The sequence below is a fragment of the Sphingomonas insulae genome (genome assembly GCF_010450875.1).
GTDB lineage: Bacteria > Pseudomonadota > Alphaproteobacteria > Sphingomonadales > Sphingomonadaceae > Sphingomonas > Sphingomonas insulae.
Genome location: NZ_CP048422.1, coordinates 1,309,895 through 1,332,857 on the forward strand (window position 1 = coordinate 1,309,895; position 22,963 = coordinate 1,332,857).

At 68.8% G+C, this 22,963-nt stretch carries 21 protein-coding genes; 13 read left to right on the forward strand and 8 right to left on the reverse strand.

What is annotated here, in order from left to right; all coding sequences use genetic code 11:
• Nucleotides 1–29 precede the first annotated feature (29 nt).
• Complete coding sequence (locus tag GTH33_RS07810; RefSeq protein WP_163957936.1) at nt 30–1,991, reverse strand: OPT family oligopeptide transporter; 1,962 nt, start codon at nt 1,989–1,991, stop codon at nt 30–32.
• A gap of 302 nt (nt 1,992–2,293) precedes the next feature.
• On the opposite strand from GTH33_RS07810, the gene GTH33_RS07815 reads away from it, so the two are divergent.
• Nucleotides 2,294–3,589, forward strand: a complete 1,296-nt coding sequence (locus GTH33_RS07815; RefSeq protein WP_163957937.1) for a homoserine dehydrogenase — start codon at nt 2,294–2,296, stop codon at nt 3,587–3,589.
• Between the two features lie 323 nt (nt 3,590–3,912).
• Here the strand turns inward: GTH33_RS07815 and GTH33_RS07820 are convergent, their stop codons facing one another.
• From GTH33_RS07820 to GTH33_RS07840, 5 genes are read right to left on the reverse strand one after another with little or no spacing between them, the layout of a single operon-like run.
• Entirely contained in the window at nt 3,913–4,452 is a 540-nt protein-coding gene (locus tag GTH33_RS07820) for a hypothetical protein (RefSeq protein WP_163957938.1), read from the reverse strand.
• Nucleotides 4,449–4,796 (reverse strand): hypothetical protein, encoded by a 348-nt coding sequence (locus GTH33_RS07825; protein ID WP_163957939.1) that lies wholly within the window; start codon nt 4,794–4,796, stop codon nt 4,449–4,451. The genes GTH33_RS07820 and GTH33_RS07825 overlap by 4 nt, the downstream gene beginning before the upstream one ends.
• Nucleotides 4,793–5,068: a hypothetical protein gene (locus tag GTH33_RS07830; protein WP_163957940.1), complete on the reverse strand. Its 276-nt coding sequence runs from the start codon at nt 5,066–5,068 to the stop codon at nt 4,793–4,795. Before GTH33_RS07830 ends, GTH33_RS07825 begins: the two co-directional genes overlap by 4 nt.
• A 54-nt stretch (nt 5,069–5,122) precedes the next feature.
• A complete protein-coding gene (locus tag GTH33_RS07835; protein WP_163957941.1) occupies nt 5,123–5,554 on the reverse strand; it encodes a CoA-binding protein in 432 nt (143 codons plus the stop codon).
• An 11-nt stretch (nt 5,555–5,565) separates the two neighbouring features.
• Nucleotides 5,566–6,519 carry an Mrp/NBP35 family ATP-binding protein gene (locus GTH33_RS07840; protein ID WP_163957942.1) on the reverse strand — a complete coding sequence of 318 codons (954 nt, stop codon included), beginning with the start codon at nt 6,517–6,519 and terminating at the stop codon, nt 5,566–5,568.
• A gap of 70 nt (nt 6,520–6,589) precedes the next feature.
• Between GTH33_RS07840 and hflK the strand changes: the two genes are divergently transcribed.
• The 5 genes from hflK (at nt 6,590) to GTH33_RS07865 (ending at nt 13,326) form a co-directional block, all read left to right on the forward strand.
• Nucleotides 6,590–7,714, forward strand: coding sequence for an FtsH protease activity modulator HflK (gene hflK / locus GTH33_RS07845; protein ID WP_163957943.1), 1,125 nt, complete (start codon nt 6,590–6,592; stop codon nt 7,712–7,714).
• Nucleotides 7,711–8,586, forward strand: coding sequence for a protease modulator HflC (gene hflC / locus GTH33_RS07850; protein WP_212592684.1), 876 nt, complete (start codon nt 7,711–7,713; stop codon nt 8,584–8,586). Before hflK ends, hflC begins: the two co-directional genes overlap by 4 nt.
• Nucleotides 8,587–8,700: 114 nt before the next feature.
• A complete protein-coding gene (locus GTH33_RS07855) occupies nt 8,701–10,263 on the forward strand; it encodes a Do family serine endopeptidase (RefSeq protein WP_163957944.1) in 1,563 nt (520 codons plus the stop codon).
• A gap of 112 nt (nt 10,264–10,375) precedes the next feature.
• Nucleotides 10,376–12,040, forward strand: coding sequence for a helicase HerA-like domain-containing protein (locus GTH33_RS07860; RefSeq protein WP_163957945.1), 1,665 nt, complete (start codon nt 10,376–10,378; stop codon nt 12,038–12,040).
• Nucleotides 12,041–12,111: 71 nt separating this feature from the next.
• A complete protein-coding gene (locus tag GTH33_RS07865) occupies nt 12,112–13,326 on the forward strand; it encodes a M20 metallopeptidase family protein (protein WP_163957946.1) in 1,215 nt (404 codons plus the stop codon).
• A 36-nt stretch (nt 13,327–13,362) separates the two neighbouring features.
• Here the strand turns inward: GTH33_RS07865 and GTH33_RS07870 are convergent, their stop codons facing one another.
• Nucleotides 13,363–14,319 carry an isopenicillin N synthase family dioxygenase gene (locus GTH33_RS07870; RefSeq protein ID WP_163959736.1) on the reverse strand — a complete coding sequence of 319 codons (957 nt, stop codon included), beginning with the start codon at nt 14,317–14,319 and terminating at the stop codon, nt 13,363–13,365.
• 301 nt (nt 14,320–14,620) lie between these two features.
• Here GTH33_RS07870 and GTH33_RS07875 point away from each other — a divergent pair, with 301 nt between their 5' ends.
• The 7 genes from GTH33_RS07875 to mtnP all read left to right on the forward strand — a co-directional run bounded on the left by GTH33_RS07875 (nt 14,621) and on the right by mtnP (nt 22,372).
• Complete coding sequence (locus tag GTH33_RS07875; RefSeq protein ID WP_163957947.1) at nt 14,621–15,775, forward strand: M23 family metallopeptidase; 1,155 nt, start codon at nt 14,621–14,623, stop codon at nt 15,773–15,775.
• A 260-nt stretch (nt 15,776–16,035) separates the two neighbouring features.
• A complete protein-coding gene (erpA, locus tag GTH33_RS07880; RefSeq protein WP_163957948.1) occupies nt 16,036–16,374 on the forward strand; it encodes an iron-sulfur cluster insertion protein ErpA in 339 nt (112 codons plus the stop codon).
• Nucleotides 16,375–16,377: 3 nt separating this feature from the next.
• On the forward strand, nt 16,378–17,148 hold the full coding sequence (gene xth / locus GTH33_RS07885) for an exodeoxyribonuclease III (RefSeq protein ID WP_163957949.1): 771 nt from the start codon (nt 16,378–16,380) through the stop codon (nt 17,146–17,148).
• Nucleotides 17,145–17,936: a transporter gene (locus GTH33_RS07890; RefSeq protein ID WP_163957950.1), complete on the forward strand. Its 792-nt coding sequence runs from the start codon at nt 17,145–17,147 to the stop codon at nt 17,934–17,936. Before xth ends, GTH33_RS07890 begins: the two co-directional genes overlap by 4 nt.
• A gap of 86 nt (nt 17,937–18,022) precedes the next feature.
• Complete coding sequence (locus GTH33_RS07895) at nt 18,023–20,056, forward strand: M13 family metallopeptidase (protein WP_163957951.1); 2,034 nt, start codon at nt 18,023–18,025, stop codon at nt 20,054–20,056.
• A 67-nt stretch (nt 20,057–20,123) separates the two neighbouring features.
• Nucleotides 20,124–21,518 (forward strand): amino acid permease, encoded by a 1,395-nt coding sequence (locus GTH33_RS07900; protein WP_163957952.1) that lies wholly within the window; start codon nt 20,124–20,126, stop codon nt 21,516–21,518.
• Nucleotides 21,518–22,372: an S-methyl-5'-thioadenosine phosphorylase gene (mtnP, locus tag GTH33_RS07905; RefSeq protein WP_163957953.1), complete on the forward strand. Its 855-nt coding sequence runs from the start codon at nt 21,518–21,520 to the stop codon at nt 22,370–22,372. Before GTH33_RS07900 ends, mtnP begins: the two co-directional genes overlap by 1 nt.
• On the opposite strand, the gene GTH33_RS07910 is transcribed toward mtnP, so the two are convergent.
• Entirely contained in the window at nt 22,369–22,845 is a 477-nt protein-coding gene (locus tag GTH33_RS07910; protein WP_163957954.1) for a DUF2141 domain-containing protein, read from the reverse strand. The two genes, mtnP and GTH33_RS07910, sit on opposite strands and share 4 nt — an antisense overlap.
• Between the last annotated feature and the right edge of the window lie 118 nt (nt 22,846–22,963).

Sequence of the window (22,963 nt, forward strand, 5' to 3'; positions counted from 1 at the left end):
CTGTGCGATCAACGGTTCGTCGCGTTTTTTTAGCCGACTGATCGCCGGGTGTAGCGATACAAACCGGCGATCAGCGCCAGGAACGCCACCGTCCCGCCGATCAGCGCCACCGGTTCGAACCCGTCCGGCGCGATTGCCAGCGGGGCGTCCGAATTGGTGAGATAGACGATGATCGCGAAGGCGACGCCCCACAGGCTTTCGCCGACGATCATGCCGGTCGCGGTGAGCACGCCCATCCGCTTGGCGAATTCGACGTCGGGCTTGCGTTCCGCCCAGCGATCGTAGAGCGCGCCGATCACCGCGCCGACGACCACCGGCAACGTCACCGCCATCGGCAGGTAGACGCCGAGACCGATGCCGAGCGGCGGCAGTCGTAGCTTGCCCGTCCGGCCGAGCAGTTCGTCGAGTACGATCACCGCCACGCCGATCAGCGCGCCATAGCCGATCATCGCCCAGTTGAGATCGCCGCCCAGCACCCCCTTCGCAAGCGCCGAGATCAGCGCCGCCTGCGGCGCGGCGAGCGCGTTCGGACCGGCGCCGGGCGCACCCTGGAAGCCTAGCGTCGTCGCGAGCAGTTCGAGCACCGGCGGCACCACCAGGCTGCCGAAGATCACGCCGAAGATCAGCGCGACCTGCTGTTTCCACGGTGTCGCGCCGACGAGTTGCCCGGTCTTGAGATCCTGCAGATTGTCGTTCGAAATGGTGGCGACGCCGAACACGATGCCGGTGACGATCAGCGCATAGGCGATCAAGGCCTGCGTCGTTTCCGGCCCGGCGCCGCGCCCGAACAGGCCGACCAGCATCAGGCTGGCGGCGAGGACCGAGAGGATGCCGATCCCCGACACCGGGCTGTTCGATGCGCCGATCAGGCCCGCCATATAGCCGCACACCGCGGCGATCACGAGGCCGAGGACGAGCACGAACACCAGCGCACCGACGATGAGCACGACCGCCGAACCCTGTAACGGACCACCGGCGATCACCGACCACAACAGCCCCGCGATCGGGATCAGCGTCGCGAGGCTGACCGCGACGACGATGCGGATCGACAGGTCGCGTTCGCCGAGTTCGAGGACGGTGCCGCTGCGCTTGGCGGCGCTGGCCGCGATCGACGAACGGATGCCGGCCAGCACCGGACCGATGATCTTGAGAAGGGTCCAGATCGCCGCGACGCCGATCACGCCGGCACCGAGAAAGCGCACGTCGGTCCGGAACACGCCGCCGACCCAGGCTTCGATGCCGACGCCGGCCGCGGCGGGCGACAGGCCGGTCAGGATCGGCAACGCGATCCACCAGCCGATGACGACGCCGGCGAGCATCGCCAGTCCGACCGACAGGCCGACCAGATGGCCCGCGCCGATCAAGGCGAACGACAGCCCGCCCGAAATGCCGGTCGCACCGGCGCCGACGCGAAAGAACTGCGCCGCCTCCGCCACGACCAGCCGGGTCTGCGTCAACACCGCGAAACCGGCCGAGACGAGGGCGTTGACGACGATCAATCGCAGCCCCTTGCCGCTTTCCGCTTCGCCCGCGCGGCTACCGGCGCCGACCATCAGCACTTCGGCGGCGGCGCGCCCTTCGGGAAAGGGCAGATCGGTGTCGACCACCAGCGCGCGGCGCAACGGTACCGAGAACATGACGCCGAGGATACCGCCGGTCATCGTGATGCCGGCGGTCAGCAGATAGGGGAAGCCCTGCCACCAGCCGATCATCACCAGCCCGGGCAGCACGAAGATGATCGCCGCCAGCGTTCCCGCCGCCGATGCGACGGTCTGCACGATGTTGTTTTCGAGGATCGTCGCGCCGGGCAGGTAGCGCAGGATCGCCATCGAGATGACCGCCGCGGGGATCGAGGTCGCGAACGTCAGCCCGACCTTCAATCCCAGATAGACGTTCGCCGCGGTGAACAGCAACGTGATGAGCCCGCCCAGCAGGACGCCGCGAACGGTCAGTTCGGCAACCGGAGACGGCTGGGCGGGGACGGTGGCCATGGATCGATGCGCTTTTCGGCTGAGGGAATTGCGCTGCGTTGTGCACGTCGCAGTGGCGAGGGGCAATGGGGCGAGGGGCAATGGGGCGAGGGGCAATGGGGCGAGGGGCAATGGGGCGGGGGGCAATGGGCTGCCCCCCGATCGTTCGTCCGGGGGATGGAGCGACGGCGATCGCCGATCGTGGGGGGGCGGGCCGTCGCGGTGCGCAAGATCATCGTTCTGTATGTCATCGACGCACGATCGCCACGAAACAAAGCTGCGCCGGCTCGACATCCGGCGCGGCTTTCCGCTAGGCGGCGGCCATGGATACCAACACACCATTACGCGTCGCGCTCGCCGGACTGGGCACCGTCGGCGGCGGCGTCATCCGCCTGCTGGATGCCAACCGCGATCTCATCACCCGCCGGGCGGGGCGCCCGATTGAGGTGGTCGCCGTATCGGCCCGCGACCGGTCGAAGGATCGCGGCATCGACCTGTCGCGCTATGCCTGGGTCGACGATACGCGCGAACTCGCCACGCACGACGGTGCCGATGTGGTGGTCGAACTGATCGGCGGATCGGACGGGCCGGCGTTGACGCTTGCCCGCGCCACGCTGGCGGCGGGCAAGGGTTTCGTCACCGCCAACAAGGCGATGCTGGCGCATCACGGTCTGGAACTGGCGCAGGCGGCGGAGGAGGCCCGCGTGCCGCTGAAATTCGAGGCCGCGGTCGCGGGCGGCATTCCGGTCATCAAGGGCCTGCGCGAAGGTGCCGCGGCCAATGCGATCAGCCGCGTGTACGGCATTCTCAACGGCACCTGCAATTTCATCCTGTCCAAGATGGAGGCGGAGGGTCGTGGCTTTGCCGAGGTGCTCGCCGAGGCGCAGGCGCTGGGCTATGCCGAAGCCGATCCCAGTTTCGATATCGACGGCGTCGATGCCGCGCACAAATTGTCGATCCTGGCCAGCATCGCGTTCGGCACGCGGCCGGCATTCGCCGACGTGTCCGCCACGGGCGTGCGCCACGTCATCGCCGCGGACATCGCCGAGGCGGCGGCGCTGGGGTACAAGGTGCGACTGGTCGGCGTGGCCGAAGAGGGTGCAGGGGGGCTGTTCCAGCGCGTGCACCCCCATCTGGTGCCGATCGACCACCCGCTGGCACATGTGACGGGATCGCTCAACGCGGTGGTGGCCGAGGGCAATTTCGTCGGCCGGTTGTTCTTTCAGGGCGCCGGCGCCGGCGATGGCCCGACGGCGAGCGCGGTGGTCGCGGACCTGATCGATATCGCACGCGGCGAATTCGGGCCGCCCTATGCCATGCCGGCGGCGGCGCTGGTGGCGGCGCCCACGGCCGACAGCGGCGAGCGGCGGGGGCGCGCGTATCTGCGCTTCACCGTGCAGGACAAGGTCGGCGTGCTCGCCGAAATCGCGGCAGCGATGCGGGACGCGGGCGTATCGATCGAAAGCCTGATCCAGCGCGGCGTCGCTGCCGATGGCGGCGTGATCGTCGCGATCGTGACGCACGAAGGGCCGGAACGCGCGGTGGCGCAGGCGCTGGAGAAGCTGCGCGGATCGCAAAGCCTCGCCGGCCAGCCGCTGTGGATGCACATCCTGGAGTGACCGGATCGGGGTGGACGCACCCGCGCGCGTCGGTGGGTTTCGGATAAGGCGGTCGTTATGGCGCGCGATCGGGTGTGCCAACCGAGCCCGGCCTTCGCCGGGGACCGGTGGGCGTGCAGGCGCCGGAGACATCTGCGATGCATCGATCGTGGGGAACCGGGGGACGCGGGACTTGCGTGCGGCGCTTGCCGGAGGCGTTCGACCCATGGACCGAGAGGCACCGGCCGTACGGGGTGCGATGCGCCTTCCCTTTATTCCTCCGCAATTGTGCAGCTGCGGGAATGCGTCCGGCGTAACCTTGGCGGCAGGCGCGGCAGGATCGGCTACGGGGCGGGGGCCGGTACGATCGAACCGGCGGGGGCGGGATCGTCCAGCGGGATCGGGATGCGGTTCGATTTGTCCACCTTGCCGGCGAACGCGCCCTTTACGCCTCTGGCGGCATCACGCACCAGCGACAGCGGGTTGGTGGCATCGCCGGCCTCGCAACAATCCGCGTTCGGGTTGACGAGTTTCTGGACGGCGCGGACCAGCATCGTCGGCGGCCCGAGGACGTTGAAGCCGACCTGACAGCCGCCGACGCGTGCGGCGCAGGGCGTGCTCCGGAGCGCCAGCGCCGTCGCGCCCGACATCTCGCGATTGGCGCCGCGCCCTGCGGGCGGACCTTCGAACGCATTCTGGTCCTTTTTCCCGCACACGACGATCTCGCCGGCCTGCGCGCGCGAGGGACAGGACAGGATCGACCACGACTGGCTGCCGTCGGTCCGCGTCTCCACCGGAGCGGGTGTGTCCTGGGCGGCGGGCAAAGGGGTGGCAGCGGGCAGGGGCAGGGCAGCGACTTGCAGCGCCAGGACGAGGCCGATCACGGTGCCAGCTTCCGGTCGGCGATGCCGCCGACGCCGGTCCTGCTGCTGACCGTCACGCCGGCCATGCCGCCGCCGACCAGGAAGGGGCTGAGGTCGGACACCGGATTGGTCCGGTGCAACAGGCGGTCGCGCTCCACCGCGACCGCCTCATGCCGGGGGTCGCCGGCGTCGTGGACGATGAACGGGACGCGGAAGCGATCGGCCTGGCGCCGCCCGCAGACGGTGATGTCGGTGGCGTTGGGATTGATCGTGCAGCGTTCGCCCGCGATCATGGCGCCCGACGTCTTGAGCAGCGTCGCCACATCGTCCGACGCGGCGAGCACCAGCAGCGCCAGCGCAATCATTCGCTGAAATCCGTCGTGAAGATCGTCCGGCCGCGGACCGGGCAGCGCTTGTCGCCGACCACCGAACATTTCGTGCCGTCGGCGGCGAAGGCGCGGTCCTTGGACGTCTGCGCCAGCGGATCGGGCTCGTCGGGGATGCGATAATCCTCCCGCCGCCGTTTCGGTGCGCAGGCCCCGGTGATACAGCGCAATGCCGGCTTCGGCGAGGGCAGGCGGAAGCGGGCGACATCGTCGCCGACGGCGGGGGACATCAACAACAGCAGCGCGAGCATAGGCGGCACTCCCGAAGGCGGACCGATGGAGTGTCCGCCGAACCGGACGGAAGATCAAGCGGCGATCGGCGCGACGCCCAATCGGGGAATCTCGATCGCGGGGCAGCGGTCCATCACGACCTGCAGCCCCGCCGCCTCGGCCCGCGCCGCCGCCGCGGGATCGACCACGCCCAATTGCATCCACACCGCTTTCGCCCCGATGGCGATCGCCTGATCGACCACCGCGCCGGCGGCATCGGAGCGGCGGAAGATGTCGACGATGTCGATCGGATCGCCCAGCTGGTCGAGATCGCGGAAGACGAATTCGCCGTGGACGTGTTCGCCGGTGATCTGCGGATTGACCGGGATCACGCGATAGCCGTGGCGCTGCAACGTCGCCATCACCCGGTAGGACGGGCGGTCGGGCCGGTCGGAGGCGCCGACCAGCGCGATCGTCCGCGCGCCCTCCAGCAGCGCCCTGATGTCGTCGTCGGCGGTCAGCGGCACGGGCGTCTCCTTCAGCGTTGCTCCAGCCAGGCATCGATGCGGGCGGCGATGGCATGGAACGCGGCGGCATCGGCCCCGTTCCCCGCCGCCGGCGGCTCGCCCGCGTCCGACGCGGTGCGGATGCCGATCGCGAGCGGCACGCGGCCGAGGAAGGGCAGGCCGAGCCGCGCCGCCGTCGCCTCCGCACCGCCGTTGCCGAACGGGTCGGACACCTCGCCGCAATGCGGACAGACGTAGCCGGCCATGTTCTCGACCAGCCCGATCACCGGGATGCCGGCCTTGTCGAACAGGTCGATCGCGCGGGTCGCATCGATCAGCGCCAGGTCCTGCGGCGTCGAGACGATGACGGCGCCCGCCGGCTTGTGCTTCTGGATCATGGTCAGCTGGACATCGCCCGTCCCCGGCGGCAGGTCGAGCACCAGCGTATCCGTGGCGCCCCAGTCCGCCTCGACCAGCTGCGTCAGCGCGCCCGCCGCCATCGGCCCGCGCCAGGCGATCGCCTTGCCCGGCTCGATCAGCTGCCCCATCGACAGCATCGGCACGCCATAGGGGGTGGGGACGGGATCGAGCACCTTGTCCTTCGCGGTCGGGCGCTGGTCCTCCGCCGCCATCAGCCGCGGCTGCGACGGGCCGTAGATGTCCGCGTCGACCAGGCCGACACGGCGGCCGCGGGCCTTGAGCGCGATGGCGAGGTTGGCGGCGAGCGTCGACTTGCCGACGCCGCCCTTGCCGCTGGCGACCGCGATCAGCCGGCGGGCGATGCGTTCGGCGGTGACGACGACGCGGACCTCGCCCGTCCATGCGTTCGTCGCGGCGGTGCGGACCGCATCCTCCAGCGCGTCGCGGTCGCGGCCGGACAGGCCGGTCGCATCCAGCACGATGCCGGCGCGCGCGCCCTCGAAGCGGAGCGTGGCGCGGTCGCCGGCGACGGCGCGGACCGCCGCGATCGTTACGTCTTGTGTCATGCAGGGCCAGATAGGCGCGGGGCGGCGGCTTGGCACTGTTTTTCCGCGAGCGCCTTCCTATAAGAGGGGGATGACGATCCTGCCGGGCCGCAAAGGGCGCCCTCCCATTCTCGCCGCCGAAACGCCGAAGGGCCCCTGGGGCCAGGGCGACGAACCCGATGGCGGCGGCCCGCGCAATCCGTGGTCGCTGCCGCCCGGCGGCCGCAAGCCCGGTGCCAAGCCGACGGCGCTCGACGAGTTCCTGAAGAAGGCGCGGGGCGGCGGCAACGGCGGCGGGGGCGGACCGCTGAACGGCTTGCCCGGCGCGCCCAATGCGCGGGCGCTGTGGCTGATCGGCGCGGGCATCATCCTGCTGGTCTGGGTGCTGTACACCTCGATCCATCCGATCGCGCCGCAGGAACGCGGCGTCGTCACCTATCTGGGCCGGTATTCGGGCACGCTCGATCCCGGCATCGCGATGACGATGCCCGCGCCGATCGCCAATGTCGTGAAGGTCGACGTCCAGAATATCCGCATCGAGAATTTTCCGGAGAGCGGTTCGGAAAACCTGATGCTGACCAGCGACCAGAACATCATCGACCTCGCCTATGCGGTGCGCTGGAAAATCTCGAGCCCGCAGAACTACGTGTTCCAGATCGACAAGCCGCGCGACACGGTACGCGCGACGGCGGAAAGCGTGATGCGCGAGGTCGTCGCCAACGTCAGCCTCGATTCGGCGCTGGGGCCGGGGCGCGCGACGATCGAGAACCAGGTGCAGGAGCGGATGCAGAAGGTGCTGGACGATTACAAGTCGGGCATCGTCGTCGTCGGCGTCGGCATCAAGCAGGCCGATCCGCCCGCCCGCGTCAACGACGCGTTCAAGGACGTCACCGCCGCGCAGCAGGATGCGCAGGGCGTACGCAACCAGGCGCAATCCTATGCCAAGCAGGTCGTCGCCCGGGCGGAGGGCGAGGCATCGCAGTTCGACAAGGTGTACGAGCAGTACAGGCTAGCCCCCGAGGTGACGCGCCGCCGCATGTATTACGAGACCATGGAGGCCGTGCTGGCCAAGTCCGACAAGACCATCGTGGAACCGAGCGGCGTGGTGCCGTACCTGCCGATGGGCAATGCGCGCCGCATCCCGGATGCCGCCGCGGCCGAACCGGCGCAACCCGCCCAACCCACCACCACGACCACGACGGGAGGCGGCCAGTGAGCGGCCTGTGGCGTCATCCGATCGCGCTCGGCCTCGCCGCGCTGATCTTCGTCATCCTGCTGGCGGCGACGGTCACCATCGTCCCCGAGACGCAGCAGGCGGTGGTCCTGCGGTTCGAACAGCCGGTGCGCACCGTCAACGCGTGGAAACCGAACGAGCAGTTCGGCCGCACCGGCGCGGGGCCGATCCTGCGCATCCCGTTCATCGATCGGCTGGTGTGGCTTAACAAGCGCGTGCTGGACGTCGACTATGACAACCAGCAGGTGCTGTCGTCCGACCAGTTGCGGCTAGAGGTCGATGCCTATGCCCGCTTTCGCATCATCGATCCGCTGAAGGCGGTGAACGCCACCGGCAGCACGTCGCAGACCGAGACGGCGATCACCGAGGCGCTGCGCCCGCTGCTGGGCAGTTCGATCCGCAACGAGCTGGGCAACCAGCCCTTCGCCACGCTGCTCAGCCCGGAGCGGGACGAGGTGATGGACAATATCCAGACGCGCCTTCAGCGGCTCGCCACCCAATATGGCGTGCAGATCGTCGACGTGCGGATCAAGCATGCCGACCTGCCCGACGGCAGCCCGCTCGACCGCGCGCTCGCGCGGATGGCGACGGCGCGGCAGCAGCAGGCGATTACGATCCGGGCGCAGGGACAGAAGGACGCGCAGATCATCCGCGGCGAGGCGGATGCCGCATCGGCGCGCATCTATGCGCAAAGCTTCACCAAGGATGCCGACTTCTACGATTTCTATCGTGCCATGCAGTCCTATCGCCATACCTTCGGCGCGGATGGCGGCCCGGCACCTTCGGGGGCGACGTCGATCATTCTGTCGCCCAACAACAGTTACCTGCGCGAGTTCGAAGGGCGGGGGCGTTGATCGGCGACGATCGCACCCCAACTTTCACGCGCATGAACATTCAAGCGGCGTTCAGGCGTTTGGGTCCACTAAGGCACCAATTCTGAACGACCCAAACGAGAGGAATCTCCCCTAGTGCGTTACGCATACGCCATCACCAGTGCGCTCCTCCTCGGCGGCGCGACCGCCACGCTGGCGCTCCAGCCGAGCAACGCCCAGCAGGCGCAGAACGAACCAGGTGCCATCCAGGCGGCCGTTCCCCGTTCCGGAGCGCCGATGAGCTTTGCCGACATGGTGGCGAAGCTGCAGCCGGCGGTCGTCAACATCTCGACCAAGCAGACGATCGTCCAGCAGCAGCCGGCAAATCCATTCTCCGGCACGCCGTTCGGCGAATTGTTCGGCGGCATGGGCGGCGGGCAGGGCGGTGCACCGGTGAAGCGCGAGGGCGCGTCGCTGGGGTCGGGATTCCTGATTTCGCCGGACGGCTATGTCGTCACCAACGCGCACGTCATCAGCCCGGGCGCGCGCGGCGCGACGGTCAATTCGATCACCGTGACGCTGTCCAACAACAAGGAATATACCGCCAAGGTCATCGGGCAGGACACGGCATCCGACCTGGCGCTGCTGAAGATCGATGCGGCGGGCCTGCCGTTCGTGAAGTGGGGCGATTCCGCCAAGGCCCGCGTCGGCGACTGGGTCGTGGCGATCGGCGAGCCGTTCGGCCTGGGCGGCACCGTCACCGCGGGCATCGTGTCGGCGATCAACCGCGTCACCGGCCAGGGCGGTGCCTATGACCGGTTCATCCAGACCGACGCGTCGATCAACCAGGGCAATTCCGGTGGCCCGATGTTCGACCTCAACGGCAATGTGATCGGCGTCAACAGCCAGATCTTCAGCCAGTCGGGCGGCAACATCGGCATCGGCTTCGCCATTCCGGCAGCCACCGCCAAGCCGATCATCGAGACGTTCATGAAGGGCGGCAAGATCAGCCGCGGCTACATCGGCGTCACGATCGGCGGTGCGGTGGACGACGATGCGGCGGCGGCGCTCGGCATCCCCAAGAACGCAGGCGAGCTGATCGCCCGGGTCGAACCGGCGGGACCCGCGGCGAAGGGCGGCCTGCGCCCCGGTGACGTGGTGACCAAGATCGACGGCCAGCAGGTGACGCGCGAACAGTCGCTGACCTATCTGGTGTCGAACCTGAAGCCGGGTGCGACCGCCCGGTTCGAGGTGTTGCGCGGCGGCCAGCCGACGACGGTGAACATCGCCGTCGCGACCCGTCCGACCGAAGAGGCGCTGCAGGCGCAGTTGCAGGGCCAGGACGACAGCGGCGGCTTCGGCCCGAATGCGGGCCAGGGTGGCGACGATGGCGACGACGACACTTCGTCGGTGCCGCAGTCGAGCAGCGCGCCGCTGGGCCTGACCGTCCAGCCGCTGACGCCGGGCATCGCCCGCGCGATCGGGGTCGACAGCGCGGTGCAGGGTGTCGTGATCGCGACCGTCGATTCATCGAGCGATGCGGCGGGCAAGCTAAAGCGTGCCGACGTCATCACCGCGGTCAACGGTGTGCCGGTGCGGACCGCCGCGGACTATGCGCGCGCCGTGGCGCAGGCGAAGGCGGCGGGGCGTCCGCAGGTGCTGCTGCTCGTCCAGCGCGGTCGTGGCAATCCGGCGTTCATTCCGGTCAAGATCAAGTAAGCGCCTGGCGCCGAACGACAGACACGAAGGGTCGTCGCTTCCCGGAGCGGCGGCCCTTTCCTTTTGCGGGGTCCGCGCGCTAGGCTTCGCAACCGATCACGAAGGAGCGGACATGGGCGCCAATGTTGACGGCGGCATCTTCATCGGCGCCAGCGTGGGCGCCGATGGCGGCAGGCCGCAGATACTCGACCTCAAGCGCGCGAACCGCCACGGCCTGATCGCCGGCGCGACCGGCACCGGCAAGACGGTGACGTTGCAGGGTATCATCGAAGGCTTTTCGCGGGCCGGCGTGCCGAGCTTCGTCGCCGATGTGAAGGGTGACCTGTCCGGTCTCGCCATGGCCGGATCGCCGACCGCCAAGACGCACACCGCCTTCGCCGCGCGCGCCGCGGAGATCGGCAATACCGATTGGGTCTATGCCGACAATCCCGTGCAATTCTGGGACCTCTACGGCGAGCAGGGCCATCCGATCCGCACCACGGTCAGCGAGATGGGGCCGTTGCTGCTGTCGCGTCTGATGGACCTCAACGAGGTGCAGGAAGGCGTGATGACGATCGCCTTCCACGTCGCCGACAAGGAGGGGTTGCTGCTGATCGACCTGGACGATCTGCAGGCGATGCTGGCGCATTGCGCGACGCGGGCGGACGAGCTGACGACGACCTACGGCAACGTGTCGAAACAGTCGATCGGCGCGATCCAGCGGTCGCTGCTGCAGCTGCGCACGCAGGGCGGCGAGCATTTCTTCGGCGAACCCGCGCTGGAGATGGACGATTTCATCCACACCGACGATCGTGGCCGCGGCATCGTCAACGTGCTTGCCGCCGACCGGCTGATGGCCGCGCCCAAGCTGTACAGCACCTTCCTGCTGTGGCTGATGAGCGAGTTGTTCGAGCATCTGCCCGAAGTGGGCGATCCCGACAAACCGCGCCTCGTCTTTTTCTTCGACGAGGCGCATCTGCTGTTCGACGAGGCGCCCAAGGCGCTGCTCGACAAGATCGAACAGGTCGTGCGGCTGATCCGGTCGAAGGGGGTCGGCGTGTATTTCATCACGCAGAACCCGATCGACATCCCCGACACCGTCGCCGGCCAGCTCGGCAATCGCGTCCAGCACGCGTTGCGCGCCTTCACGCCGCGCGACCAGGCGGCGGTGCGATCCGCCGCCGAGACGTTCCGCGCCAATCCCGGTGTCGACGTCGCCACCGCGATCACCGAACTGAAGGTCGGCGAGGCCCTGGTGTCGCTGCTCCAGCCGGACGGATCGCCCGCGCCGGTCCAGCGCACGCTCATCACCCCGCCGGCCAGCCGCGTCGGGCCGGTCAGTCCACAGGAACGCGCGGTGATGATCCAGACCGATGCGGTCGGCGACAAATACGACACCGCCGTCGATCGCGAATCGGCGGAAGAGATGCTGGCGGCGAAGACGCAGGAGGCAGCCGCATCGGCCGCAGCGGCGCGCGCCGCCGACGATGCGGAAAAGGCCGCCGCCGTGCAGGCGAAGGCGGATGCCAAGGCCGCGAAGGACGCGGTGCGGGCGGAGGCCGCGCAGGCGAGGTTGGATGCGGCGGCGCAACGTGCCGCAGAGCGCGAGGCGGCCAATTCGCCATGGTCGAAGGCGGTGACATCGGCAACGCGGGCGGCGAGTTCGTCGATCGGCCGGCAGGTGGCGAACGAGCTGGGCAAGCAGGTGTTCGGATCGGGATCGCGCAAGTCGTCGAGCGGCGGGCTGGTCGGTACGGTGTTGCGCAGCGTGCTCGGCAACCTCATGCGCGGGCGGTGATCGCCGGCCGCGCCAGCCTCGACAAGCCGCAGGGACGGGCGCACAACGCGTCGGTAACATGGAGCGACAGCATGTCCCTGGACGACCATAGCATCAGCGACTGGACCGCGGCCGGCGAGGCCGAACTCGACGACATCGTGACGCTGCGCCGGGCGATCCACGCCGAACCGGAAATCGGGCTGCATTGTCCGTTGACGGTCGAGAAGATCAAGGCGGCGCTGACCGGCCTGCCGCTCGAACTGCATGAGGGATCGTCCACCACCGGCTTCGTCGCCATCCTGCGCGGGCAGGGCGGCGACAACGGCCGCACCGTGCTGCTGCGCGGCGACATGGATGCGCTGCCGATGCAGGAGGAGACCGGGCTGCCGTTCGCCAGCACGATCGACGGGCGGATGCATGCCTGCGGTCACGATTCGCATACCGCGATGCTGGTCGGCGCGGCGCGGGCGCTGTCCGCGCGGCGCGACCGGTTGCCCGGTACCGTCATCTTCATGTTCCAGCCCGGCGAAGAGGGGCATCACGGCGCGCGCTTCATGATCGAGGACGGCCTGCTCGACATCGCCGCGCCCGACGCCGCCTTTGCCCTGCACATCACGCCGAACGCGCCCGCGGGCCTGGTGGTGACGCGCGGCGGATCGATCATGGCGTCGGCCGACACCGTGCATGCGGTGATCCGCGGCGCGGGCGGCCATGCGGCGATGCCGCACGATTGTATCGATCCGGTGCCGGTCGCGTGCGAGATCGTGACGGCGCTGCAGACCTTCATCGCGCGGCGGATCGCGGTGACCGACCCGGCGGTGCTGTCGATCACCAAGATCGAGGCCGGATCGGCGCACAACGTCATTCCCGGCGAAGTGCGGTTGCTCGGCACGCTCAGGACCCTGTCGGAGGCGACGCGCGACACGATGCAGGCCGCGTTCCGGCGGATCGTCGAGAACATCGCCGCCGCGCATGGCGCGACGGCGGAGGCCTGGATCGACACCGGTTACCCGGTCACCGTCAACGATCCCCGCGGCGCCGCGCTGATCGAGGCGATCGCGGGCGAACTGGGCGCCGACTTCGCGACCATGCCGCAGCCGATGATGGGGGCGGAGGACTTTTCCTATGTGCTGAAGCGCTATCCCGGCGCCTTCGCATTCCTGGGCGTCGCGCCCGCCGGCAGCGATCCCGCGACCAACCCGCCGCTCCACAACACCCGGATGACGATCGAGGAATCGGTGATGGCGAAGGGGGTAGCGATGCATTGCGCGATCGCGACCCGCTATCTGGAGCGTGGGTTCGACTGACCTTGCGGGCTCCCGCCTGGCCGGGAGCCCCGATCCTCAGGCCTTGATCAGGCCGATCTCCACCAGCCGCTGATGCAGATAGTCGTGCGCGGTGATCGGCTGCGGATAGCGGTCGGGGTGTTCCGCGCTGATCGTCTGCGGCAGCGTCTCGATCAGGAAATCGGGCGCGGGATGCAGGAAGAACGGCATCGAATAGCGCGAATGGCCGCGCCGCTCGGGCGGGGGGTTGACCACGCGGTGGGTGGTGGACGGCAGCACGTGGTTGGTCAGCCGTTGCAGCATGTCGCCGACGTTGACGACCATCGCGCCCTCCGGTGGCTTGATCGCCAGCCAGCGGCCGTTGGCGCGATCGAGCAGTTCCAGCCCGGCCTCCTCGGCGCCGAGCAGCAGCGTGATGAGGTTGATATCCTCGTGCGCACCGGCGCGCACGCCCTCCGCATCCGCCGGGATCGGGGGATAGTGGAGCAGGCGGAGGACCGAATTGCCGTCCTTCACGGCCGGATCGAACCAGTGCGGATCGAGCTTCAGGTGGCGCGCGATGGCGGACAGCAGGCGGTCGCCGGCACGATCGAAGGCGGTGAACAGTTCGAGGAACGTGTCCTTGAACCCCTCCGGCCGGGTCGGCCAGATGTTCGGCGACATCGTATCGGCGAAGCGGTGGCCGGCGGGCAGTTCGCGGCCGATATGCCAGAATTCCTTGAGGTCGACGTGCTTTGCGTCCTTCGCGATCTCGGTCTTGAACGGCGTGTAACCGCGCGCGCCGCCGCCGCCCTCGACGAAATAGCCGCGCTTCTCGGCTTCCGGCAGCGCGAAGAGCTGTTCGGTCTCGCGCCATGCCCGGTCGATCAAATCCTGCGGCACGCCATGGTCGGCGACGATCGCGAAGCCGAACCGTTCGAACGATTCGCCGAACGCGGCGGCGAAGCCGTCGGGATCGCGTTCCTGATCGGCGAGGCTGAGAGTGGGAACCTGGGCGGAAGGGGAGTCGAGCATAAGGGCCATCCGTTTGATGAAGCGGCGGTTATAGTCCGCCCGACGCGCGCCGTCATGCGCAAGTTCCAGCGCCGGCAGCCGGCCGCGATTCGGTGCGATCCGGGCCGCCATGCCACCGCGTCCCATCGCTTCGGCGCGGGCCGCTGCCGGTTGATCGCGGTAGCGGTATCCGCGCCCTTGTGGTCAACGGTGTCTTGCAGGCACACACTGCGTGTCTGGGGCGCGGTGGGGCTGCGAGTCAGTACGATCTGAATAGGCCGGACCCGATCGATGCGGGGGCGGCGCATGATGCTGGGGTCCGATGATCACTTTCGCCCGTACTGCCGTTGCACTTCGTTCGCGTGTCCGCGCTCTGTTCACCACGCGCGATGTCCTGATCCACGACGGAACGTCGTTGCGCCGGATCAGCATCACCGGCCGCCGGCAAGCCGCCATCGCCGCCGTCAGCGCGATTACCATCGGATTTTCCGGCTATGGCGCGGCGCAGGCGGCACAGGTCGTCGGCCAGCCGACCGACAGCCGCATCACGCATATGGAACGCCAGATCGATGCAATGCAGGCGCGCGTGTCGACCATCCGCCAGGTCGCCAAGGTCCATGCCGAGCGGGTCGAGCAGCGGCAGGCGCTCATCACCGCCGCGCTGACCGGCAAGGGCGACGAGGCGAAGCTCGCGCTGGCGACGCTGGCGATCGATCCCACCGCCGATCGCCTTGCCGCCGACGTCGTCAAGCCGCTGGTCAAGGTCGAAGGGCGTCAGGCCGAGCTGGCCGATGCCGCGCAGGACGTGCTCGACCGCCGTCTGGCACGCACCAACGCGACGCTAAAGAAACTGGGTGTCGCCGGCCGTGTCGCCACGAGCGCCATGGGCGGCCCGATGATCGATGCCAACGGTGCCGAGGCGCAGGCCGACCTGAAGGCGGATGCGCAGTTCCGCACGCTGTTCCAGAGCTGGAAGAAGCTCGACACGCTGCAACAGGGCGCGATCGCGATCCCGTCGGTCCAGCCGGTACAGCGCCTGCAATTCACCAGCAACTTCGGCATCCGGTCCGACCCGTTCCGCGGTACCGCGGCGATGCACGCCGGCGTCGACATTCCCGGTCCGGTCGGCACGCCGATCTACGCCACCGCCGACGGTATCGTCGACCATGCCGCGCGCCAGGGCGGCTATGGCAACATGGTCGAGATCAACCACGGCAAGGGCATCGCGACCCGCTACGGCCATCTGTCGAAGATCCTCGTCGCGGACGGCGCGCGCGTCACGCGTGGCCAGCTGATCGCGCTGATGGGATCGACCGGCCGTTCGACCGGGCCGCATCTGCATTACGAGGTCCGCATCGACGGTCACGCGGTGAACCCGATCCCGTTCCTGACCACCGCCGACTATTTGCTGGCGGCGCAGGATCGTGCGGTCCACGCGATCCCGGTGTCGACCGACGGCCCTGCCGCGCAGGATTGATCCTTACCGATGGATGTCGCGAAACGGGCGGAGGGTGACCTTCGCCCGTTTCTGCGTCCGGGATCGCTGCTGCTGCGATACGCCCCCTCCGCCGGTGATGCCGCGCGGGAGAGGCACGCGGAGGAGGCACGCGGGGAAGGCAGGCGCGAACCCGTATGCCGTGGCGCCATGAAGCGGGAGCGGCGGATGGTCACCGGTCGGCGTGACGATCGATCGAGCAATCGGTTGCCCCGCCCCGGCACCGCGCCTATCTCTTCGCCATGGCTACACTCGCCCCCGACATCATGCTCACTTCCGCCGCGGCCGCGCGTGTCGCGGCGATCGCCGGCAAGCAGAACAAGCCGGCCATCCTGCGCCTGTCCGTCGACGGCGGTGGATGTTCGGGGTTCCAATACAAGTTCGGCTTTGCCGATGCGCCGGACAGCGACGATACCATCGCCGAAACGGATGGCGTGCGGCTGGTGGTCGACAGCGTCAGCCTGGACCTCGTCCGCGGATGCCAGGTCGATTATGTCGAATCGCTGGGCGGCGCCGCGTTTCGGGTGGAAAACCCCAACGCGGCATCGGGCTGCGGTTGCGGCTCCAGCTTCGCGATCTGACGCTTGAAGCTCGTCACCTACAACGTCAACGGGATCAAGGCGCGGCTACCGCGGCTGATTGAGTATCTGGACGAGCAGCAGCCGGACGTCGTCTGCCTGCAGGAGATCAAGTGCAGCGACGACACCTTTCCGGCCGCCGATATCGAAGGCGCCGGCTATGGTGTCGTCTGGCACGGGCAGAAGGGGTTCAACGGCGTCGCGGTGCTGGCGAAGGGTACGGAGCCGGTGGAACGGCAGCGTGGCCTTGCCGGCGAGCCGGAGGACGAGCACAGCCGGTACCTGGAATGCGAGGTCGACGGGCTGGTCGTCGCGTCGATCTACCTGCCCAACGGCAATCCGCAACCGGGACCCAAGTTCGACTATAAGCTGCGCTGGATGGAGCGGCTCGGCGCGCGGGCACAGGCATTGCTCGACGAGGAGGTGCCGGTGGTCCTGATGGGCGATTACAACGTGATCCCCAACGACGACGACACCTTTTCCGTTCGCGCCATGGCGGACGATGCGCTGATGCAGCCCGAAAGCCGCGCGGCCTATCGCCGGCTGCTGGCGCAGGGGTGGACCGATGCGCTGCGCACCCGCCAGCCGAAGGGCGGCGTGTGGACCTTCTGGGACTATCAGGCCGGGGCGTGGCAGCGCGACGCGGGATTCCGCATCGACCATCTGCTGCTCAGCCCGCAGGCGGCGGATCGACTGGTCGATGCCGGTGTCGACAAGGCGTATCGCGGCCGGGAGAAGGCGAGCGATCACGCCCCGACCTGGGTTCGCCTGGCATGAAGCGGATCGCGGCGGCGCTCCTGACGCTGGTGGCATCGCCCGCCTGGGCCGAGCAGCGCGACCTTTGCCCGGAGCGGCCGGGTCTCGATACCCCGGCCTGTATCGTCGATCGCGGTCATGTGCTGGTCGAAACCGGAATGGTGGACTGGACGCTCGACAAGCAGCCGGATAGTCGCACCGACACGATCCTGATTGGTGACACGCTGGTGCGGGTAGGCGTTACCGACACCGTCGAGGCACGGGTGGGCTGGACCCCATATGGCCATGAGCGCGTTCGCGATCGCCAGACGGGAACCATCGAGCGCGTCGGGCAGAGCGGCGATGTATCGCTGGGGCTGAAGGCGTCGTTGCTGCACCCCGACGGCAGCGGCCTTGCCGTCGCTGCGTTGCCGTTCGTCACGGTGCCGGTCGGCGGCAGCCGCATCGGTGACGGTGCGGTCGGCGCGGGGTTCCTGCTGCCGATCACCTATGCATTGTCCGAAGCCGTGCAGCTGGATGCGACACCGGAGATCGATGCGCAGCCGAACGAAGACCGCGATGGCCGGCATCTGCATTACAGCGCGGCCGGCGGCGCGACGTTCAAGCTGGGCAAGGCCGTGTCCCTCGCTGCGGAGGGGCAGGTGATCCGCGACGTCGATCCCGACGGCCGTACGACGCAGGCGCTTGCCGCCCTGTCGGTTGCCTGGCAGCCGCAGGACGACTGGCAGTTCGACGTCTTCGGCGTCGCCGGCCTCAACCACGATGCGCCCGATGTCGAACTGTCGGCAGGTATCTCGCGGCGGTTCTGACGCCCCGCTTATGACGCCCCGCTCTGGATCGGCGGCGGCGGCGGATGTATCGCCGTCGCCATAGACATTCGGAGACGGTTTCCATCATGATCCGCAACGCGCTGTTCGCCGCCGCCCTGCTCACCGGCACCGCTGCCGTGGCCCAGGACAAGCCCGCCGGCATCGACCCAACCGCGATCGACAAGAGCGTCAAGCCGGGTGACGATTTCGAACAATATGCCAATGGCGCATGGCGCGCCCGCACCGAAATCCCCGCGGATCGTTCGTCGGTCGGCATCTTCCTGACCGTGTCCAAGATCGCCGACGAGCGCACCGCCGCCATCGTCGCCGCGGCGGCCAAGGCCCCTGCGGGCAGCGACCAGCGTCGGATCGCGGATTATTACGCCGGCTATATGGACACGGCCGGCATCGAGGCGCGGGGCATCGCGCCGCTGCGCCCCGCATTCGCAGAGATCGCGGGCCTGCGCGACAAGACCGCATTGTCGCGGCTGCTGGGCGCCAACACCCGCGTCGACGTCGATCCGCTCAACGCGACGGATTTCCAGACCGGCAACCTGTTCGGCCTGTTCGTGACGCAGGCGTTCGACCAGCCGACGCAGACCGTGCCCTATGTCCTGCAAGGCGGGCTGGGCATGCCCGACCGCGATTACTATCTGTCCGATACCGCAGCGATGAAGGACGTGCGCGACGCCTATCGCGTCTATGTCGCATCCGTGTTCCGCCTTGCCGGGTTCGACCAGCCCGAGATGCGGGCCGGACGGGTGATCGACCTGGAAACCAAGATCGCGCGGGCGCAGGTCGACCTGGTCACCAGCCAGGACGCGCACAAGGCGGATAATCCGTGGGAGGCGGCCGATTTCGCCGGCAAGGCGCCCGGGATCGACTGGGGCGCGTTCTGGCCGGCCGCGCGGCTGGGCAAGCAGCAGGACTTCGTCGTCTGGCAACCGAGCGCCATCACCGGCCTGTCGGCGCTGGTCGCGAGCGAGCCGCTGGCGGCGTGGCAGGACTGGTTGCGGTTCCATCGCATCGATACCGTGACCGCGGTGCTGCCGCGCAGCTTCGACGAGGCGAGCTTCGCCTTCTACGGCAAGGCGCTGAGCGGGACGCCGCAGCAGCAGCCGCGGGCGAAGCGCGGGCTGGATGCGGTGAGCGGCGCGCTGGGCGACGGGATCGGCCGCATCTATGTCCAGCGGTATTTCCCGGCATCGTCCAAGGCGGACATCCAGCAGATGGTGGCGGGCATGCTGAAGGCGTTCGACCGCCGCGTCGCCGGGCTCGACTGGATGAAGCCCGCGACCAAGGCGGAGGCGCGCAAGAAGATCGAGACGATGATCGTCGGCATCGGTTACCCCGAGCGCTGGGCGGATTACGGGGGACTGACGATCCGCGCCGACGATCCGGTGGGCAACGCCGAACGGGCGGAGCTTGCCAAAACCGAGCGCCAGCTCGCCAAGATCGGCCGGCCGGTCGATCGCAACGAATGGTGGCTGACGCCGCAGACGGTGAATGCGCTGAACCTGCCGATGCAGAATGCGCTGAATTTCCCGGCGGCGATCCTGGAGGCGCCGTTCTATGACCCCAAGCGCGACGCGGCGGCCAATTACGGCGCGATCGGCGCGGTGATCGGGCATGAGATCAGCCACGGCTTCGACAATCTGGGGGCCGATTTCGACGCGGCGGGCCGCCTGCGCAACTGGTGGACGCCGGAGGATCTGGCGCGGTTCGAGGCGCAGGGGCAGGCGCTCGTCGCGCAATATGACGCGTACGAGGCGCTGCCGGGCCTGCACGTCAACGGCAAGCAGACGCTGGGTGAGAATATCGCCGACGTCGCCGGGCTGACCGCGGCGCTGGATGCCTATCACGCGTCGCTCGGCGGCAAGCCGGCGCCGGTGATCGGCGGGATGACCGGCGACCAGCGATTGTTCCTGTCGTTCGCGCAGACCTGGGCATCGAAGTTCCGCGACAAGGCGCTGCGCGCGCGGGTGCAGGGCGACGTGCATGCGCCGGCACGGTTCCGCGCGCAGACGGTGCGCAACCTCGATGGCTGGTATGCGGCGTTCGGGGTGAAGCCCGGCGATGCGCTGTACCTTGCGCCGGACAAGCGCGTGCAGGTCTGGTAACCGCGGACCCCGCTACCCACCCCCGGCGCGACGTCCTATACCCCTGCCAAAGCAACAGGGGATTGGCATGAGTCTGTTACGCCGCAAGACGATCGTGGCGCAGCCGCCGGGGCAGCAGCTGGCGCGGACGCTGGGCTGGCCGCATCTGGTGGCGCTGGGCGTCGGCGCGATCGTCGGCACCGGTATTCTGACGCTGATCGGGGTCGGTGCCGATCGGGCCGGGCCGGCGGTGATCGTGTCGTTCGTCGTGGCGGGGGCGATCTGCGCCTGCGCGGCGCTCTGCTATGCCGAGATGGCGACGATGATCCCCGCGTCGGGATCGGCCTATACCTACAGCTACGCCGTGCTGGGCGAGGTGATCGCCTGGGTGGTGGGGTGGAGCCTGATCCTCGAATATTCGCTGGTGGTGTCGACCGTGGCGGTCGGCTGGTCGGGCTATGCGGTCGGATTCCTGAAGGGGTTGGGGATCGTCGTGCCGACCGCGCTGGCCAACGGGCCGGGGCTGGGCGGGGTGGTCAACCTGCCCGCGGTGGGGATCATCGCCGTGATCGCCGGCCTGCTGATGCTGGGGACGCGGGAAAGCGCGCGGATCAATACTGCGCTGGTCGTGCTGAAGATCGTGACGCTGGCGCTGTTCGTCGGCGTCGCGCTGCCGCATTTCGACGTCGCCAACCTGCATCCCTTCACCCCGTACGGCTATGGCAGCCCGACCGGCGAGGGCGGCGTGAAATACGGCGTAATGGGCGCGGCGGCGATCATCTTCTTCGCCTTCTACGGCTTCGACGCGATCTCGACCGCGGCGGAAGAGGCGAAGAATCCGGAGCGCGATCTGGCGATCGGGATCGTCGGATCGATGTTGGCGTGCACCGCGATCTACATGATCGTCGCGGCGACCGCGGTCGGCGCGGTCAGCTATACCCGTTTCGGCGACAGCCCGGAGCCGCTGGCGCTGATCCTGCGCGAACTGAACCAGGGCCGGGTGGCGACGATCGTCGCGGCGGCGGCGGCCGTCGCGCTGCCGACGGTGCTGCTGGCGTTCCTGTACGGGCAGAGCCGAATCTTCCTCGTCATGGCGCGCGACGGGTTCCTGCCCGCGAGCCTTGCCAGGGTGAGCAAGCGCGGCACGCCGGTGCGGATCACGCTGATGACCGCGGTGTTCGTCGCGATTATCGCCGGGCTGGCGCCGCTGGACGTCATCGCCAGCCTCGCCAATGCGGGGACGCTGTGCGCATTCGTCGCGGTATCGGCGTGCGTGCTGGTGTCGCGGCGGCGCGATCCGGGTGCGCGGCGGCCGTTCCGGACGCCGCTGGCATGGGTGGTCGCGCCGCTGGCGATCGCCGGATGCCTCTACCTCTTCACCAGCCTGCAGGTGGTGACGCAGGTGGCATTCGTCGGGTGGAATGCGTTCGGGCTGCTGGTGTATTTCCTCTACGCCCGAAGCCGGGCGCAGGTCGCGCACTGATGCCGGGCTGGCATGTCGGCATCATCGGCGGGTCGGGACTCTACGATGTCGAGGGGATCGAGGATGGCCGCTGGGTCGATATCGCCAGCCCGTGGGGTGCGCCGTCCGATGCGATCTTCACCGGCCGGGTCGGGCCGGTCGCGGTGTCGTTCCTGCCGCGGCACGGGCGGGGGCATCGGATCAGCCCCGACGCGCTGAATGCCCGCGCCAACATCGATTGCCTGAAGCGGCTGGGCGTTACCGACGTGCTGGCGGTCTCGTCGGTCGGATCGCTGGTCGAGGACCGGCCGCCCGGCAGCTTCACGGTCGTCGACCAGTTCATCGACCGGACCAGGGGACGGCCGTCGAGCTTCTTCGGCACCGGCCTGGTCGCGCATGTCTCGATGGCCGATCCGGTGTGTCCGCGGCTGAGCGCCCTCATCGCCGAGGCGGCGGGGGACGCGGACCGGGGCGGCACCTATCTGGCGATGGAGGGGCCGCAATTCTCGACGCGGGCGGAGAGCATGCTGTACCGGCAATGGGGCTGCCACGTCATCGGCATGACGGCGATGCCGGAGGCCAAATTGGCGCGCGAGGCGGAGCTGCCCTATGCGCTGGTCGGGATGGTCACCGATTATGACTGCTGGCGCGAGGGAGAGGCGGCGGTGGACGTGGCGCAGGTGATCGCGCAACTGTCCGCCAACGCCGCCAAGGCGCGCGCGATGGTGGTGCGGTTTCTCCGGTCGCTGCCCGCGGCGCGGACGCCGTCGCCGATCGACACCTGTCTGGATAGCGCGATCATCACCGCCGGGCCGGCGCGGGATGCGGCTCTGATGGCGAAGCTGGACGCCGTCGCCGGCAGGGCGCTCCGTTAGCGTTCCGGACCGATGCTGAAGCCGTGGCGATAGTTCATCGTCACGGCGACGCGGGTGGTGCCGGCACCGACGGGGATCGCGACCTGGGTGAAGCTGGGCTTCAGGCGCAGGATCGACAGCCTGGGATCGCGGGAGAAGGCACCGCCATCGCCGCTGTCGGACTTGCCGTTGGCGTTAGCGTCGTGGCGGACGGCGATGCCGTAGGTGCCGGGGCGGGGGACAGGCACGCACACCTCGACCGCGCGGCGGCCGCTGGCGGGCGCCTCGATCCGGGCGAGCCAGCGCCCCTTTTCCAGAAATCCGCCCTCGTCGTAAAGCTGGACGCGGACGTCGCCGGTGCTGGCGCGCAGACCGCGGATGTCGACGATCAGGCGATGCGGAGTGGCCGCGGTGCAGCCGGTGGTGGTGCCCTGGGCCGCGGCCGGCACGGGCATCGACGCGAGCATGGCGAAGGGGACGAGCAAACGGATCATAGGCCGCGATTATAGCGGTCGATGTGGCGAGCATGTGTCGTCGCGGTGGCGGCGAAGCGGAACAACACGAACAAGTGGGCACTCGTGAGGAAACGATCGGGGGCTATCGTTTCTGCTT

Bases quoted from the DNA above. Each gene is read 5' to 3' on its own strand.
- GTH33_RS07810 (WP_163957936.1), bottom strand. From the start codon at position 1,991: ATGGCCACCGTCCCCGCCCAGCCGTCTCCGGTTGCCGAACTGACCGTT.
- GTH33_RS07815 (WP_163957937.1), top strand. From the start codon at position 2,294: ATGGATACCAACACACCATTACGCGTCGCGCTCGCCGGACTGGGCACC.
- GTH33_RS07825 (WP_163957939.1), bottom strand. From the start codon at position 4,796: ATGATTGCGCTGGCGCTGCTGGTGCTCGCCGCGTCGGACGATGTGGCG.
- GTH33_RS07830 (WP_163957940.1), bottom strand. From the start codon at position 5,068: ATGCTCGCGCTGCTGTTGTTGATGTCCCCCGCCGTCGGCGACGATGTC.
- GTH33_RS07840 (WP_163957942.1), bottom strand. From the start codon at position 6,519: ATGACACAAGACGTAACGATCGCGGCGGTCCGCGCCGTCGCCGGCGAC.
- hflK (WP_163957943.1), top strand. From the start codon at position 6,590: ATGACGATCCTGCCGGGCCGCAAAGGGCGCCCTCCCATTCTCGCCGCC.
- GTH33_RS07860 (WP_163957945.1), top strand. From the start codon at position 10,376: ATGGGCGCCAATGTTGACGGCGGCATCTTCATCGGCGCCAGCGTGGGC.
- GTH33_RS07865 (WP_163957946.1), top strand. From the start codon at position 12,112: ATGTCCCTGGACGACCATAGCATCAGCGACTGGACCGCGGCCGGCGAG.
- GTH33_RS07870 (WP_163959736.1), bottom strand. From the start codon at position 14,319: ATGCTCGACTCCCCTTCCGCCCAGGTTCCCACTCTCAGCCTCGCCGAT.
- GTH33_RS07875 (WP_163957947.1), top strand. From the start codon at position 14,621: ATGATCACTTTCGCCCGTACTGCCGTTGCACTTCGTTCGCGTGTCCGC.
- erpA (WP_163957948.1), top strand. From the start codon at position 16,036: ATGGCTACACTCGCCCCCGACATCATGCTCACTTCCGCCGCGGCCGCG.
- GTH33_RS07890 (WP_163957950.1), top strand. From the start codon at position 17,145: ATGAAGCGGATCGCGGCGGCGCTCCTGACGCTGGTGGCATCGCCCGCC.
- GTH33_RS07895 (WP_163957951.1), top strand. From the start codon at position 18,023: ATGATCCGCAACGCGCTGTTCGCCGCCGCCCTGCTCACCGGCACCGCT.
- GTH33_RS07900 (WP_163957952.1), top strand. From the start codon at position 20,124: ATGAGTCTGTTACGCCGCAAGACGATCGTGGCGCAGCCGCCGGGGCAG.
- mtnP (WP_163957953.1), top strand. From the start codon at position 21,518: ATGCCGGGCTGGCATGTCGGCATCATCGGCGGGTCGGGACTCTACGAT.
- GTH33_RS07910 (WP_163957954.1), bottom strand. From the start codon at position 22,845: ATGATCCGTTTGCTCGTCCCCTTCGCCATGCTCGCGTCGATGCCCGTG.